The sequence below is a fragment of the Streptomyces sp. NK15101 genome (assembly GCF_020400725.1).
In the GTDB taxonomy this organism is placed as follows: domain Bacteria; phylum Actinomycetota; class Actinomycetes; order Streptomycetales; family Streptomycetaceae; genus Streptomyces.
This window is the reverse complement of record NZ_JAINVG010000089.1, coordinates 1-12,932: the sequence shown is the minus strand read 5'-3', so window position 1 is coordinate 12,932 and position 12,932 is coordinate 1. Positions and strand designations below refer to the sequence as shown.

At 71.9% G+C, this 12,932-nt stretch carries 17 protein-coding genes and 1 tRNA gene; 4 read left to right on the top strand and 14 right to left on the bottom strand.

The features are described 5' to 3' along the window. Nucleotides 1-113 precede the first annotated feature (113 nt). The gene (locus K7G60_RS32140) at nucleotides 114-686 is read left to right on the top strand and encodes a TetR/AcrR family transcriptional regulator (RefSeq protein ID WP_225804488.1); all 573 of its coding nucleotides are present in this window, start codon (nucleotides 114-116) and stop codon (nucleotides 684-686) included. Then, nucleotides 683-1,516: an alpha/beta fold hydrolase gene (locus tag K7G60_RS32135; protein ID WP_225804487.1), complete on the top strand. Its 834-nt coding sequence runs from the start codon at nucleotides 683-685 to the stop codon at nucleotides 1,514-1,516. The genes K7G60_RS32140 and K7G60_RS32135 overlap by 4 nt, the downstream gene beginning before the upstream one ends. On the opposite strand, the gene K7G60_RS32130 is transcribed toward K7G60_RS32135, so the two are convergent. From K7G60_RS32130 to K7G60_RS32090, 9 genes are all read right to left on the bottom strand, one after another. Continuing rightward, nucleotides 1,497-2,306 carry a hypothetical protein gene (locus K7G60_RS32130; protein ID WP_225804486.1) on the bottom strand — a complete coding sequence of 270 codons (810 nt, stop codon included), beginning with the start codon at nucleotides 2,304-2,306 and terminating at the stop codon, nucleotides 1,497-1,499. The two genes, K7G60_RS32135 and K7G60_RS32130, sit on opposite strands and share 20 nt — an antisense overlap. Before the next feature lie 51 nt (nucleotides 2,307-2,357). Beyond that, nucleotides 2,358-3,290, bottom strand: coding sequence for an RNA polymerase sigma factor SigF (locus K7G60_RS32125; RefSeq protein WP_225804485.1), 933 nt, complete (start codon nucleotides 3,288-3,290; stop codon nucleotides 2,358-2,360). A 235-nt stretch (nucleotides 3,291-3,525) separates the two neighbouring features. Next, nucleotides 3,526-4,374: an RNA polymerase sigma factor SigF gene (locus K7G60_RS32120; RefSeq protein ID WP_225804484.1), complete on the bottom strand. Its 849-nt coding sequence runs from the start codon at nucleotides 4,372-4,374 to the stop codon at nucleotides 3,526-3,528. Between the two features lie 212 nt (nucleotides 4,375-4,586). After that, nucleotides 4,587-4,880, bottom strand: a complete 294-nt coding sequence (locus tag K7G60_RS32115) for a Dabb family protein (RefSeq protein ID WP_225804483.1) — start codon at nucleotides 4,878-4,880, stop codon at nucleotides 4,587-4,589. A gap of 9 nt (nucleotides 4,881-4,889) precedes the next feature. Next, nucleotides 4,890-5,054: a hypothetical protein gene (locus tag K7G60_RS32110; RefSeq protein WP_225804482.1), complete on the bottom strand. Its 165-nt coding sequence runs from the start codon at nucleotides 5,052-5,054 to the stop codon at nucleotides 4,890-4,892. Between the two features lie 478 nt (nucleotides 5,055-5,532). Beyond that, nucleotides 5,533-5,617 (bottom strand) — tRNA-Ser (locus K7G60_RS32105). A gap of 114 nt (nucleotides 5,618-5,731) precedes the next feature. Then, on the bottom strand, nucleotides 5,732-6,160 hold the full coding sequence (tadA, locus tag K7G60_RS32100; RefSeq protein ID WP_225804504.1) for a tRNA adenosine(34) deaminase TadA: 429 nt from the start codon (nucleotides 6,158-6,160) through the stop codon (nucleotides 5,732-5,734). Nucleotides 6,161-6,237: 77 nt separating this feature from the next. After that, nucleotides 6,238-6,768 carry a hypothetical protein gene (locus K7G60_RS32095; protein WP_225804503.1) on the bottom strand — a complete coding sequence of 177 codons (531 nt, stop codon included), beginning with the start codon at nucleotides 6,766-6,768 and terminating at the stop codon, nucleotides 6,238-6,240. A 217-nt stretch (nucleotides 6,769-6,985) separates the two neighbouring features. Next, on the bottom strand, nucleotides 6,986-7,195 hold the full coding sequence (locus K7G60_RS32090; protein ID WP_225804481.1) for a hypothetical protein: 210 nt from the start codon (nucleotides 7,193-7,195) through the stop codon (nucleotides 6,986-6,988). A gap of 93 nt (nucleotides 7,196-7,288) precedes the next feature. Here K7G60_RS32090 and upp point away from each other — a divergent pair, with 93 nt between their 5' ends. After that, nucleotides 7,289-7,924, top strand: a complete 636-nt coding sequence (upp, locus tag K7G60_RS32085) for a uracil phosphoribosyltransferase (protein WP_017240523.1) — start codon at nucleotides 7,289-7,291, stop codon at nucleotides 7,922-7,924. Nucleotides 7,925-7,968: 44 nt separating this feature from the next. Here the strand turns inward: upp and K7G60_RS32080 are convergent, their stop codons facing one another. Together K7G60_RS32080 and K7G60_RS32075 are read right to left on the bottom strand one after the other, a co-directional pair. Next, nucleotides 7,969-8,598 (bottom strand): LytR C-terminal domain-containing protein, encoded by a 630-nt coding sequence (locus tag K7G60_RS32080; RefSeq protein WP_225804480.1) that lies wholly within the window; start codon nucleotides 8,596-8,598, stop codon nucleotides 7,969-7,971. A 110-nt stretch (nucleotides 8,599-8,708) separates the two neighbouring features. Next, on the bottom strand, nucleotides 8,709-9,005 hold the full coding sequence (locus tag K7G60_RS32075) for a type II toxin-antitoxin system VapB family antitoxin (protein WP_030209440.1): 297 nt from the start codon (nucleotides 9,003-9,005) through the stop codon (nucleotides 8,709-8,711). A gap of 97 nt (nucleotides 9,006-9,102) precedes the next feature. On the opposite strand from K7G60_RS32075, the gene K7G60_RS39555 reads away from it, so the two are divergent. Further along, nucleotides 9,103-9,408 (top strand): helicase HerA-like domain-containing protein, encoded by a 306-nt coding sequence (locus tag K7G60_RS39555; RefSeq protein ID WP_374115718.1) that lies wholly within the window; start codon nucleotides 9,103-9,105, stop codon nucleotides 9,406-9,408. On the opposite strand, the gene K7G60_RS32065 is transcribed toward K7G60_RS39555, so the two are convergent. The 3 genes from K7G60_RS32065 to K7G60_RS32055 all read right to left on the bottom strand — a co-directional run bounded on the left by K7G60_RS32065 (nucleotide 9,405) and on the right by K7G60_RS32055 (nucleotide 12,781). Further along, entirely contained in the window at nucleotides 9,405-10,958 is a 1,554-nt protein-coding gene (locus K7G60_RS32065; RefSeq protein ID WP_225804479.1) for a M28 family metallopeptidase, read from the bottom strand. The two genes, K7G60_RS39555 and K7G60_RS32065, sit on opposite strands and share 4 nt — an antisense overlap. A 251-nt stretch (nucleotides 10,959-11,209) precedes the next feature. Then, entirely contained in the window at nucleotides 11,210-12,145 is a 936-nt protein-coding gene (gene pip / locus K7G60_RS32060; RefSeq protein WP_225804478.1) for a prolyl aminopeptidase, read from the bottom strand. 66 nt (nucleotides 12,146-12,211) lie between these two features. Continuing rightward, nucleotides 12,212-12,781: an alpha/beta hydrolase gene (locus K7G60_RS32055; protein ID WP_225804477.1), complete on the bottom strand. Its 570-nt coding sequence runs from the start codon at nucleotides 12,779-12,781 to the stop codon at nucleotides 12,212-12,214. Nucleotides 12,782-12,932: the final 151 nt, after the last annotated feature.

The window sequence follows — 12,932 nt, the reverse complement described above, 5'->3', positions numbered from 1 at the left end:
GGTGGGCCGGCCCGCGGCACGCGGACCGGCCCGCCTTTTCTTTCACGGGCTCACGGGATAGCGATCCTAGGGGTGCTAGGTTTTTCCCTAGGAACTCTAGGGAGGGGAATCCTGTGGTGCGCGCGGGAATCACCGTCGACGGCCTGGTGCGGGCAGCCGCCGAGATGGCGGACGAGAGCGGCCTCGACAAGGTCACCGTCTCGGCCCTGGCGCGGCGCTTCGGGGTCAAGGACGCGAGCCTCTACTCGCACGTCAGGAACCTGCGTGACCTGCGGGTTCGGCTCGCGCTCCTCGCCTCGGGCGAGATGAACGACGCCATCGGCGCCGCCGTGGCCGGCCGCTCCGGCAAGGAGGCGCTGGTCGCCTTCGCCGACGCCTACCGCGACTACGCCCTCGCCCACCCCGGGCGGTACGCGGCCACCCAGCAGCGGATCGAGCCGGAGGAGATCGAGGACACCGCCGTCCTCCTGCGGGCCGTCGAACTCACCTACGGCATGCTGCGCGGCTACGGCCTCCATGAGCCCGACCTCACCGATGCCGGACGCCTGCTCCGCAGCGCCTTCCACGGCTACGTCCACCTCGAACTGGGCGGCGGCTTCGCGCACTCCCGCCCCGTCGCCGAGTCCTGGGCGCGTTCGCTGGACGCGCTCCACCACGTCCTGGAGAACTGGGGGAACGATTCATGAACGTCATCGCCGTCGGCACGGTGAAGGTCCCGGGCGCCACCCTGCGGTACGAGACCCGGGGCAGCGGCCCCGTGCTGCTGCTGATCCCCGGTGGTGCCGGGGACGCCGGGCTCTTCGAGGGGATGGCAGGTCTCCTCGCGGACGCCGGGCACACCGTGGTCTCGTACGACCAGCGCGGTCTGTCGCGCAGCCCGCTCGACGGGGTCCTCGCCGACCAGCGGGTGGACGAATGGCGCGACGACGCCCTCGCCGTCCTGGACGCGGTCTCACCGGACGAGCCCGCGTACGTCTTCGGCGGCAGCTCCGGCGGAATCGTCGCCCTCTCCCTGCTCGCCGCCCGTCCGGACCGGGTGTGCCGGCTCGTCGCCCACGAGCCGCCCCTCGTGGAGCTGCTCGCCGACCCGGCTCCGTACCGCGACCACTTCGCCGAGGTGCGCGAGCTGCACCGCACGCGGGGGCTCGGGCCGGCGATGGCCCGGTTCTCCGAGACGCCGGACGGCCGGAAGCCGGAGCGGCAGGGCGGCGAACTGCCCGCCTCCATCCGGCCGATGGCCTCCCGCATGGCGGCCAACATGCCGGTCTTCCTGGAGCACGTCCTGGTCCCCTTCTCCTTCTCCGCCCCCGACCTGGAAGGGCTGCGCGCGGCCGTCGGGAAGCTGGTCCTGGGCATCGGCGAGGAGTCCGCGGATCAGGAGGCGCTCGCCGGACCGGCCAGGCGGCTCGCCGAGCTGACCGGCGCCGTGCGGACGGAGTTCCCGGGCGGCCACCTGGGCTGCGTGGAGCACCCGTCCGAGTTCGCGAAGGTGTTGCTCAGCGCCATGTGGCGGTGACCTCGCGGGTGTCGACGCGCATGCCGAGCGGCACCCGCCAGGAGTCCACGCACACCGTGTACGTCTGCGTCCGCGCCGTCCCGGCGGCGATCGGCGCGGGCAGCGGCTGGCTGGAGGAGACCGTTCCCCAGTCGGTGCCGAGCAGGCCGATGATGTGCGTCACGAAGCCGACCGTCCCCGAAGTCGCCGCGGAGCCACCGGTGTTGCGGAAGGTCACGGTGACCCGCTGGCACCAGCGCCGGTCGCCGTCCGCGAGGCGGGGCTCGGAGACGGTGAGAACAGCGGGCCCGGGCGCCGGGGTCGGTGCGGTCGACGGCGGGGGCGTGCCGGTGCCGGGCGGAGTGGGGCCGGGCGTGGTGGAAGGGGTGCGGGGCGGGGTGCCGGTGCCGTCCCCTCCGCGTCCGGGCGCGCTCGTGGAGCCCGTACCCGATCCCGTACTCGCGTCCGTGGGGGACGACCCCGAGGGCCCGGAGGATCCCGGGGCTCCGGAGGTTCCAGGCGTCCCGGAGGTCCCGGACGGGTCCGGGAGGCCCCCGCCCCCGCCCGTGGAGGCGGCTTCGGGCGCCCCGGGGGCCGCGGGTGACGGGGACGACGTGCTGGACGTCGTCCCGCTCTCCGAGGGCTCCAGGGGGACCAGGGTGACCACGCCCGAAGGGGCGACCGCGCCCTTCGGTGAGGGGCCGGCGCCGACCGCCGCGTACCCCTCGCCGTCTCCTCCGCCGCCGCACGCGGTCAGCGCCCCGCCGAGGCAGAGCGCCACCGCCGCAAGTCCCGGCTTCCTTCGCCTCATGCGCCCCAGTCTGGCTGACGTGGCGTCAACAGGGCAGCGTTTTGGGGGAAGTCAGTCGGAGATGAGGCCTTCGCGCAGCTGGGCGAGGGTGCGGGTGAGGAGTCGCGAGACGTGCATCTGGGAGATGCCGACCTCCTCGCCGATCTGCGACTGCGTCATGTTGGCGAAGAAGCGGAGCATGATGATCTGCCGTTCGCGGGGCGGAAGTTTGGCCAGCAGCGGCTTGAGCGACTCGCGGTACTCGACGCCTTCGAGGGCCGCGTCCTCGTAGCCGAGGCGGTCCGCGAGCGAGCCCTCGCCGCCGTCGTCCTCGGGCGAGGGGGAGTCGAGCGAGGAGGCGGTGTACGCGTTGCCGACGGCGAGGCCGTCGACCACGTCCTCCTCCGACACCCCGAGCACGGCGGCGAGTTCGGTCACGGTGGGGGAGCGGTCGAGCTTCTGCGCGAGCTCGTCGCTGGCCTTGGTCAGGGCGAGGCGCAGCTCCTGGAGCCGGCGCGGGACCCGGACCGACCACGAGGTGTCGCGGAAGAAGCGCTTGATCTCGCCGACGACGGTCGGCATCGCGAACGTCGGAAACTCCACGCCGCGTTCGCAGTCGAAGCGGTCGATCGCCTTGATGAGGCCGATGGTGCCGACCTGGACGATGTCCTCCATCGGCTCGTTGCGGGAGCGGAAGCGCGCCGCCGCGTACCGCACGAGCGGGAGGTTGAGCTCGATGAGGGTGTCGCGGACGTAGGTCCGCTCCGGGCTGTCGGCCGCGGCGCCCTCGGCGTCGAGGGCGCGCAGCCGCAGGAAGAGGGAGCGCGAGAGGGTGCGGGTGTCGAGGGCCCCGGACGTGAGGGTCATCGGCGGAGGCGCGGTCTCGGTGGTCTCAGCGGTGTTCACGGTCTCCGTGCCGTCGGCCGCGTTCGGCGCCGTCGTCTGCGCGGGCACGGGAACGGGCGTGAGCGTGAGCACCTTCGAGCTGCCCAGTTCTGTGGACATGCCACCCCCTTGAGGTCGCGGACGGTCGCGGTGGCCGCGACCGTCTGAGGAACGCAGCCTCCACCTGAATACCGGCGGCGGGGCTGCGGCAAACTCGGTTCCAGCAGAATGTCACATGTCGGCAACACGCTGTAGTGACTTGTCGACACAGTGACGGTGCATTTCCGCAGGAAACAAGGGGTGTACGGCATTTGGGCCGGGCGAGAACCCCTCCGGACCGGTCTACCCGTTCCGGTTACGCCTCGATCCTGTTTGCGGATCTCAAGCGGGCGAAGCTGCGGGCGAGGAGCCTTGACACGTGCATCTGGGAGACACCGAGTTCCTGGCTGATCTGAGACTGGGTCAAATTGCTGTAGTAGCGCAGCATCAGGATCCGCTGCTCCCGCTCGGGCAGCTGGACGAGCAGGTGCCGGACGAGGTCGCGGTGCTCGACGCCGGCGAGCGCGGGGTCCTCGTAGCCGAGCCGGTCGAGCAGCCCGGGCAGCCCGTCGCCCTCCTGCGCGGCCTCCAGGGAGGTGGCGTGGTACGAGCGGCCGGCCTCGATGCAGGCGAGCACCTCGTCCTCGCCGATCCGCAGCCGTTCGGCGATCTCCGCGGTCGTGGGGGAGCGGCCGTGAGCGGTCGTCAGGTCCTCGGTGGCGCCGTTCACCTGGACCCAGAGCTCGTGCAGCCGGCGCGGTACGTGCACGGTCCGCACGTTGTCGCGGAAGTACCGCTTGATCTCGCCGACGACGGTCGGCATCGCGAAGGTGGGGAACTGGACGCCCCGGTCGGGGTCGAAGCGGTCGATGGCGTTGATGAGGCCGATGGTGCCGACCTGGACGACGTCCTCCATCGGTTCGTTGCGGGAGCGGAAGCGGGCCGCCGCGTACCGCACGAGGGGCAGGTTGGCCTCGATGAGGGCTCCGCGCACCCGGTGGTGCTCGGCGCTGCCCGGCTCCAGGTTCTTGAGCTGTCCGAAGAGCACCTGGGTGAGGGCGCGGGTGTCGGCGCCGCGGCTGCTCTGGGGGCGCGGGCGCGGGGCCTCGGGACCGCCGCCCGCCTCGTGCTGGGGCGGGACCTGAGGTGCAGTACTGGCCGGCACGTTCACGCCACCCCTTCGCCTGGTCTTGCTGGTCGACCGGGTCAACTACGGTCAACTCATCCGTCAAAAGCGGTCATAGCATCACAAGACATGTCCACTGTGTGCAAGCACCGCAAAATTACGTGTTGAGGGCATAGTGGCGGAAAAAGGGGAGGTCACGCACGGAAAAGGCCCCCCGCCGCGAGGGCGGGGGGCCTCGGAGTGGAGGAGGACTAAAAGGCGTAGTCCGCGATCACCCAGGTGGAGAACTCGCGCCACTGGGCGACACCGGCCTGGTGCGCGGGGTGGTCCAGGTAGCGCTGGAGCGCGTCCGTGTCCTCGACGGCCGAGTTGATGGCGAAGTCGTACGCGATCGGCCGGTCCGTGATGTTCCAGTCGCACTCCCAGAACTTCAGCTCCGGGATCTGCCCGCCGAGCGCGCGGAAGGCCTCGACCCCGGCGACCACTCGCGGCTCGTCGCGCGCGACGCCGTCGTTGAGCTTGAAGAGGACCAGATGGCGGATCACGGTGAGCTCCTAGTTGACGAGTTCGGTCATGAACTGACCGACCCCCTGGGCGGCGCTGGAAATGCCCTCGAACCCTACCTGGACCAGATCGGCCGCCCGGGCGGGGGAGTTAACGATCGTGTACAGCACAAAGACCACGACCGCGTACAGCGCGACCTTCTTCGCTTGCGCCATCTGCCCAGCCCTCCCCTGTTCCCCCGCCGTACGACCGCGCCACTCTAACCGAGCCCTTATGGACCAAGGGCCCGGCGATCGGGGCCTTTCGCCGCCCCCCGGAAGGGTGACGGGCGAGCAGTATGGATGTCGAGCCCGGCGGATCTGGCAGGAATCCGAAGGGCTCGGAGGAACCGGCCCGCACTGCGGGGTCCGCGCCGCGAGCTTCCCCCTGAACGCGACGCAGGACTTGCGGGTCCGGTTCTCGTCGGGGGGAGCGGCTTGTCCCCCCGATGCCGTTCCCCCCGTCCTACGGAGAAGGGCCCCGGCCGTGCCACGAGCGCGGACCGGGGCCCTTTCCGTACGGGCTGTTCTCCGTACGGGCTGTTCTCCGTTCGGTTCCTTTCCGTACGGGTCCTTCTCCGTACGGGCCCCCTCCGCAGGCACCGGAGACACGCCGAAGGGCCCGGCGCTGATGCGCCGGGCCCTTCGATCGAAGCGGTAGCGGAGGGATTTGAACCCTCGGTGAGTTTCCCCACACTCGCTTTCGAGGCGAGCTCCTTCGGCCGCTCGGACACGCTACCGAGAGAGAGCTTAGCCCAAACTGGCGCTGCGATGAAATCCGTATCCCCCGGCAGGTCAGAAGGGGGGTGGCGGGTGCCTCGGCGGGCCTGTCGGAGGGCGCGTCGACAGGTGCGTCAGCGGGTGCGGAAGAAGGCCGTCAACTGCTCGGCGCACTCCTCGCCGAGGACGCCCTGGATCACCTCTGGGCGGTGGTTGAGCCGCCGGTCCCGCACGAGGTCCCAGAGCGAACCGGTCGCGCCCGCCTTCTCGTCGAGCGCCCCGAACACCACCCGCTCGACGCGCGACTGGACGAGCGCGCCGGCGCACATCACGCACGGCTCCAGGGTCACGACCAGCGTGCAGCCCGTCAGCCGCCACTCGCCGGTCGCCGCCGCCGCCCGGCGCAGGGCGAGCACCTCGGCGTGCGCGGTGGGGTCGCCGGTGGCCTCCCGCTCGTTGTGCGCGCGGGCGATCACCGTGCCGTCCGGGCCGAGCACGACCGCCCCGACCGGTACGTCACCGGCCGGCCCGGCCGCGTCGGCCTCGGCGAGGGCGAGACGCATGGCGTCCCGCCAGGGGTCCCGGACCGGGTCCCGAACGGCGTCGGGAGCGGGGTCGGGAACGGGTACCGCGGATGCCACTAGCGGACGGCCTCCAGGACCTCGGCGGCGCCCAGCGCCTCCGCGATCTCCGCGAGCGCGTCCGTGTCGAGGGCCAGCAGGTCCTCCGCCGACATCCCGAGGTCGGCCAGGATCAGCCGGTCGCCCACCGGAGCGGCCGGGACGGCCTCGGCGGCGACGGAGCCCGCCTCGTCGTCCTCGTCCGCGTCGAGCGGCTCCCCGTCCTCGGTGCCGTCCAGGTCCAGCGTCTCCAGGTCGTCGACCAGGTCGTCCAGGTCGTCGCCGAGGATCTCCCGGGTGAGCATCTCCCCGTACGAGGAACGGGCGGCGGCGGCCCCGTCCGAGACGTAGATGCGAGGGTCTTCCTCACCCTCGATCCGGACGATCCCGAACCACGCGTCCTCCTGTTCGATGAAGACGATCACCGTGTCGTCGTCCGAGGCCTCACGGGCGAGCTCGGCCAGATCCGACAGGCTCTCCACGTCGTCGAGCTCCGTGTCGCTCGCTTCCCACCCGTCTTCGGTGCGCGCGAGCAGTGCGGCGAAGTACACCTGACTCTCTCCCACTGATCAGAGGTGTGACGTTCCGGCGGCGCGCTTCCGGTGCCCCGCCCAATCGGCATCGTGACAGAAACGTCGCCGTCAGGAGAGGTCTTCGGCTCTTGCGTCGTGCATCAGTCTGAACGACCCCGCGATCGGGCGGGCGTGCGACCCCGGCGCACGAAGGGGGCGCACGGCCGGTTCCCGCCGTCGAGCCCCACGGACGGCCTCACCAGCGGAAGGTCCGCATGCGCATCGCCTGGCGCATCCGGGCGGCCCGGGCGCGCCGTGGCTGCACGCGCTCGCGCAGCGCCTTGGCCTCGTTCAGCTCGCGGAGGAACTGGGCGCGGCGCCTGCGGCGCTCCGCGTCGGTCTCCGGTGCCGGCGTGCGGGCCGCCCCCTCGGCGGCACCCTTGGCCGGTTCTTCCGGGTCGGGCATAGGCCACACCACCCCATCGCCGGGTCCCTGTGCCACCCACCTTCCCCCAGCGGCGTGGGTCGACGCCAGTGCTCGGCGGGCTACTGTTGGGTCATGCGTCTCCACGTCGTCGACCACCCCCTGGTCGCCCACAAGCTCACCACCCTGCGCGACAAGCGCACGGACTCCGCGACCTTCCGCCGTCTCGCCGACGAGCTGGTCACCCTGCTCGCCTACGAGGCCACGAGGGACGTGCGGACCGAGCAGGTCGACATCGAGACCCCCGTCACGCCCACGACCGGCGTGAAGCTGTCGCACCCGCGTCCGCTGGTGGTCCCGATCCTGCGCGCCGGGCTCGGGATGCTCGACGGCATGGTCCGGCTGCTCCCGACGGCCGAGGTCGGCTTCCTCGGCATGATCCGCAACGAGGAGACGCTGGAGGCGTCGACCTACGCGACGCGGATGCCGGAGGACCTCTCGGGCCGCCAGGTGTACGTCCTGGACCCGATGCTGGCGACCGGCGGCACGCTGGTCGCGGCGATCCAGGAGCTCATCAAGCGCGGCGCCGACGACGTGACCGCGGTCGTGCTCCTCGCCGCCCCGGAGGGCGTCGAGGTCATGGAGCGCGAGCTCGCGGGCACGCCGGTGACCGTCGTGACGGCCTCGGTCGACGAGCGGCTCAACGAGAACGGCTACATCGTCCCGGGCCTGGGCGACGCGGGCGACCGCATGTACGGCTCCGCCGAATAGGCCGCCGAACAGGTCGCCGACCGCTCGGCCGAGCGGTCAGCCCCTCAGCACTTTCCGGTCGGTACGGGCGCGGGCCTGGTCAGGGCGACCAGGGCCGCGTCCGCCGTCGCTTTCGGGGACAGCGTCTTGAACGCGGTCCCGATGATCAGGTCCACGTCCGCCGTGCCCCGGGTGTCCGTCTTGGTCGTGGCGCCCGCGAGCTGGGTGCCGAGGACCGGGAAGGCGCCCTTGGTGGCCGCGGGAGCGCCGAGCAGCAGGCCGGCGCCCGGGACCTTCTTGTCGTAGGCGGTGGGCGCGTTACCCACCTTGCCGATCTTGAAGCCGCGCTTCTTGAGCTCGTCCGCGGTCGTCTTGGCGAGCCCGCTGCGCGGGGTCGCGTTGTAGACGTTGACCGTGATCTGCGCGGGCTTGGGGAGGGCGGCGGCGGGCGCGGTGGTGGCCTTGGGCGCGGGTTTGCAGTCGGTCTGCTTCCCGGCCGTCGTCTTCGTGCCCTCGTCGCCGGAGAAGACGTCGACGAGCTGGAGCGTCCCCCAGCCGGCCGCGCCGAGCACGACCACTGCGGCGGCGGACGCGAGGACGATCCTGCGCCGGCGGTGGGGGCGGCGCATGCGGGGGTAGACATCCCCCGTGATGCGGTACTTTCCGCCCATGCCGGGGGGAGTGAGCATGCTCATGAACGCAGCGTAATGCCGCCCGTCGGCGATGCCTACTTGATGATCATGTGATCGCGTCCGGATGGGGGCGAACTGACCCCGAAAGGGTCAGTGGCGGGGCCTGGAAGGGTTCAGTCGAGTTCCAGGACGCGGGCGTGCAGCACCTGGCGCTGCTGCAGGGCCGCGCGGACGGCGCGGTGCAGTCCGTCCTCGAGGTAGAGGTCGCCCTGCCACTTCACGACGTGCGCGAAGAGGTCGCCGTAGAAGGTGGAGTCCTCGGCGAGCAGGGTCTCCAGGTCCAGCTGGCCCTTGGTGGTCACCAGCTGGTCGAGGCGGACCGGGCGCGGCGCGACGTCCGCCCACTGCCGGGTGCTTTCCCGGCCGTGGTCGGGATACGGCTTTCCGTTTCCGATGCGCTTGAAGATCACACGGAAAGCCTACCGGGCGACCGGCTCCCGGCGCAGCCACGCGGGAGCAGTGGGATGCCGGTGCAAATCATGACAGAACCGGAAGCGGGGTGCCGTCATGAGCGTGAGCGGGCCGCCGCCCGCCTCCCCGCGGGGCCGTCCGCCTCCCGGGCAGAGCGGTCCGCCTCCCTGGCGGGCCCGCCGCCGAGATCGCCGCGGGGCACGCCTTCGACGGACCCGCACCCGAACCGGGGGCCCTGCTCCGGGAGGGCGTCTGTCACCCGGACGCGCGTATCCGCGTCCCGCCGACGTGCTCGACCGGCACGGTCCGGTCGCCGGAGCGACCGGCACCGGCAGGACGAAGACGCTCCGGCCGATCGCCGGCGGGCCCGGTCGGCTCGGCGGCCCTGGTGGCGCCGACTAGGAGGTCACCTCGTCGTGGTCGCCGTGCAGGCCGCCGCCGCTGCCCGCGTCGCCCGTGGTCGGGACGGAGACGACCGGCCTGCGCAGGGAGGAGATGTCGTGGGCGTAGGTGCCCACGGCATTGGCGATGACGTCGATGTTGACGTCGAAGGCGGTCATGTCGATGTTGTCGATGTCGTCGCCCTCGGCGTGGTAGTTCACGTCGTACGCGACGCCCGCCGTGCCGCCGAACTTGGCCGCCTGGGCAGGGGTCTTGATGCCCTCGGCGCCGGTGAAGGTGCCGCCGGAGGGGATGCCGACCTTGATGAACGGACCGTAGTCGGAGCGGCCGGTGAAGTCGGTGCCCTCGTGCGGGATCCCGCGCCGGTCCATGAAGTCGGTGATGTCGCGCTCCAGTTGGGCGGAGCCCTCGGGGCCGGCGTCCGCGCCGACGCCGTCCGAGTTGTCGCCGTCGTACACGAACAGGCCGTAGTTCGGCGAGGCGATCATGTCGAAGTTGAGGTAGAGCTTGATCTCCTTCCGGTCGAGCTCCGACAGGCTGCTGACGTAGTGCTGGGAGCCGAGGAGGCCGACCTCCTCCGCCGACCACCAGGCGAAGCGGACCTTGTTGCGGACCTTGTCCTTCGACTTGGCGAGCTCCAGGGCGGTCTGCAGGAGACCGGCGGAGCCGGAGCCGTTGTCGTTGATGCCGGGGCCTGCGGTGACGGAGTCGAGGTGCGAGCCGAGCACCACGGTGTTGGCGGCGTTGCCGCCCCTGGTCTCCGCGATGACGTTGTTGGTGCTGCGCTTCTCCTGGAGCTGGCGGATCTCGAAGGAGAGCGAGACCGGGCCCTTGGCGAGGTCGGCGGCGAGCCGCGTGCCCTCGGCCAGGCTGATCCCGCCGGTGGGGATCCTGCCGGCGGCCGGGTCGCCGAGGGTGCCGGAGAGGGCGCCGTCGACGTTGTTGTAGACGATCGCGCCGGCGGCGCCGGCCGCGGCGGCGTTCTGCTGCTTGATCGCGAAGGAGCAGACGCCGCGCTTGATCAGCGCGATCTTCCCGGTGAAGGTGCCGGAGGCGAAGTCGCCGGGCTCGCAGCCGGTGGAGCCGTCGGCGTCGACCGGCACGGCCGCCAGCTCGGCGGTGATGCCGCCGACCGGGGTGGACTTCGTGTACGTCATCGCCTTGATGCCGAGCGTCCGGGGATCGGGCGTGAGGACGGAGGCCTTCTCGGCGAGCGTCTCGGTGTAGACGAAGTCGAACTTCTGGTACCGGACGTCGTAACCGGCCTTCTTGAGCTGTGCGTACACATAAGCGGCCGAGGCGTCGTGGCCGAGGGTGCCGGCCGCGCGGTTCCCGGCGGCGGAGTCGGCTATCGACTGGAACTTCCGCAGGTGCTCGTAGGCGTCCTGGGCGGTGGTTTCGCGGACCAGCTTCTTCGCCAGCCTGGCGGCGTCGCGGGCGGGCGCGGCCGCGGGGTCCTGACCCGCGGTGGCGGGGGAGGCGAGGACCAGGGGGGTGGCGAGGGCGGCGGCGGCGAGGATGGCCGCGGCTCGGCGCTGGGATGCGTTCACAGAAGTCCTTCCCGGTACGGACGGAGGTTGAGGGGAAGCTAGCGATCTCGGGGGGCTTCTGTGAACAGATCCGTCGTGATTCCTGTCAGATCGAACAGGAAAGAAATGTGGAATTATCAATTCCCGGTCCGGCGGTCCTCCTTCGCGACTTTCGAGGGGGTTCTCCGGGCGGGTTCCGGGACGCTTTCGGGGCGGGTTTCGGCGTTCACGCATCGATCATCACGCGCGTGCGTGATGATCGCCCGGTGGGTTCACCCCTTCGCGAAGCGGTCGACGGCCGCCAGGATCCGCTGCCCGGTCTCCTCGCCGCCCAGGTGCCCGGCGCGCTCGACGACCTGCAGCTCGGCGTCCGGCCAGGCGCGGGCCAGCTCCCAGGCGGTGGTGAGCGGCCCGCCCATGTCGAGCCGGCCGTGGATCAGGACCCCGGGGATGCCGGCGAGCCGGTGCGCGTCGCGGATCAGCGCGCCCTCCTCCAGGAAGGCGCCGTGCGCGAAGTAGTGCGAGCAGATCCGGACGAAGCCGAGCCGGGTGTCGTCGACCCGGTCGGTGTACGGGGTGCCCATGCCCTCCATCGACAGGACGGCGTCCTCCCACGCGCACCAGTCGGCCGCCGCCTTCTCCCGTACGGCCCGGTCGGGGTGGTTCATGAGCGCGGCGTACGCCCCCACGACGTCGGAGGCGCCCCCCGCCCCCGCCCGGAAGCGCTCGTGGGCCTCGGGGAAGAAGCGGCCCACGCCCTCGTACAGCCAGGCGGTCTCGGAGCGGCGGGTGGTCGTGACGGCCGCGATCACGATCTCCGACACGCGCTCGGGATGGGCCTCCGCGTACGCCAGGATCAGCGTGGAGCCCCAGGAGCCCCCGTACAGCAGCCACTTGTCGATCCCGAGGTGCTCGCGCAGCCGCTCCATGTCGGCCACCAGGTGCGCGGTGGTGTTCACGGCCATGTCGGCGGCCGGATCGCTCGCGTGCGGGGTGGAGCGCCCGCAGCCGCGCTGGTCGAAGAGGACGACCCGGTACGCCTCCGGATCGAAGTACCGCCGGCTGCGCGGGGAGGAGCCGGAGCCCGGCCCGCCGTGCACGACGAGCGCGGGCTTGCCGTACGGGTTGCCGGACACCTCCCAGTGGACGAGGTTGCCGTCGCCCACGTCGAGCAGGCCCTGGTCGTAAGGTGCGGTCACGGGATGCATCCGCCCGACGCTACCGGGCGCGGGGACCACGGGTCCGGGTGTTTTCCGGCCGCGGCGCTCCCGCGCTCACGGGTTCTCGTTGCTCCGCACCCGTACGGCCGGGTCCTCGCACCAGTCCAGGAGCGAGGGCCACTCCCCGTACCCCGAGTCGGGATTGAGGTGCTCGCCGGCCGGCACGTGGTCCAGGTCGAGGCCGAGCGGGATGCCGTAGTGCAGATCGGCGCCCTCGGGGCAGTACGGGTCCCCGTCCCCGTACACGAGACGCGCCTTGAGCCCCGCCTCCGTCAGGTCGAGGCCGTCGCCGAAGGCTGCGATCTCCGGGATCGACGCGGTGACCTGCGGGGAGGGCGGCGCGACCAGGAGGACCCGGTCGGCGTCCGGCCGCCGGTCCCCGGCGCGCAGCCACAGCAGCACCGACAGGCTGTGCGCGAGGGCCACGAACTCCCCCTCGGCCGGGCGCTGCCCGTGCTCCTCCAGGGCGTCGAGCCATTCGCCGAGGACGGGCGCGTCCGGCGCGGGCAGCTGGGGGTAGCGGACCTCGTGGCCGCGGGCGCGCAGCTGCCCGGTGAGCCAGTGCTGCCAGTGGGCGGGCGGGCGGTGGTTCTGGAAGCCGTGCAGGATCAGGTACGTGGTCATGGCGTGATCCTGCGACGGCGGAGGCCGCCGGTCCACCACCGTCCACGGACCGGTCGGCGTTCTTCGGGGCAGGGGCAGGGGCAGGGGCAGGGGCAGGGGCAGGGGCAGGGGCAGGGGCAGGCGTGGCGGGGGCCGCCGGGGGGGGGGGGGG

Excerpts from the sequence above, each read along its gene's own strand:
- K7G60_RS39555 (WP_374115718.1), top strand. The coding sequence starts at position 9,103 with ATGAGCGTGAGCGGGCCGCCGCCCGCCTCCCCGCGGGGCCGTCCGCCT.
- pip (WP_225804478.1), bottom strand. The coding sequence starts at position 12,145 with ATGCATCCCGTGACCGCACCTTACGACCAGGGCCTGCTCGACGTGGGC.
- upp (WP_017240523.1), top strand. The coding sequence starts at position 7,289 with ATGCGTCTCCACGTCGTCGACCACCCCCTGGTCGCCCACAAGCTCACC.
- tadA (WP_225804504.1), bottom strand. The coding sequence starts at position 6,160 with ATGCGTCTCGCCCTCGCCGAGGCCGACGCGGCCGGGCCGGCCGGTGAC.
- K7G60_RS32130 (WP_225804486.1), bottom strand. The coding sequence starts at position 2,306 with ATGAGGCGAAGGAAGCCGGGACTTGCGGCGGTGGCGCTCTGCCTCGGC.
- K7G60_RS32110 (WP_225804482.1), bottom strand. The coding sequence starts at position 5,054 with ATGGCGCAAGCGAAGAAGGTCGCGCTGTACGCGGTCGTGGTCTTTGTG.
- K7G60_RS32090 (WP_225804481.1), bottom strand. The coding sequence starts at position 7,195 with ATGCCCGACCCGGAAGAACCGGCCAAGGGTGCCGCCGAGGGGGCGGCC.
- K7G60_RS32055 (WP_225804477.1), bottom strand. The coding sequence starts at position 12,781 with ATGACCACGTACCTGATCCTGCACGGCTTCCAGAACCACCGCCCGCCC.
- K7G60_RS32135 (WP_225804487.1), top strand. The coding sequence starts at position 683 with ATGAACGTCATCGCCGTCGGCACGGTGAAGGTCCCGGGCGCCACCCTG.
- K7G60_RS32080 (WP_225804480.1), bottom strand. The coding sequence starts at position 8,598 with ATGAGCATGCTCACTCCCCCCGGCATGGGCGGAAAGTACCGCATCACG.
- K7G60_RS32125 (WP_225804485.1), bottom strand. The coding sequence starts at position 3,290 with ATGTCCACAGAACTGGGCAGCTCGAAGGTGCTCACGCTCACGCCCGTT.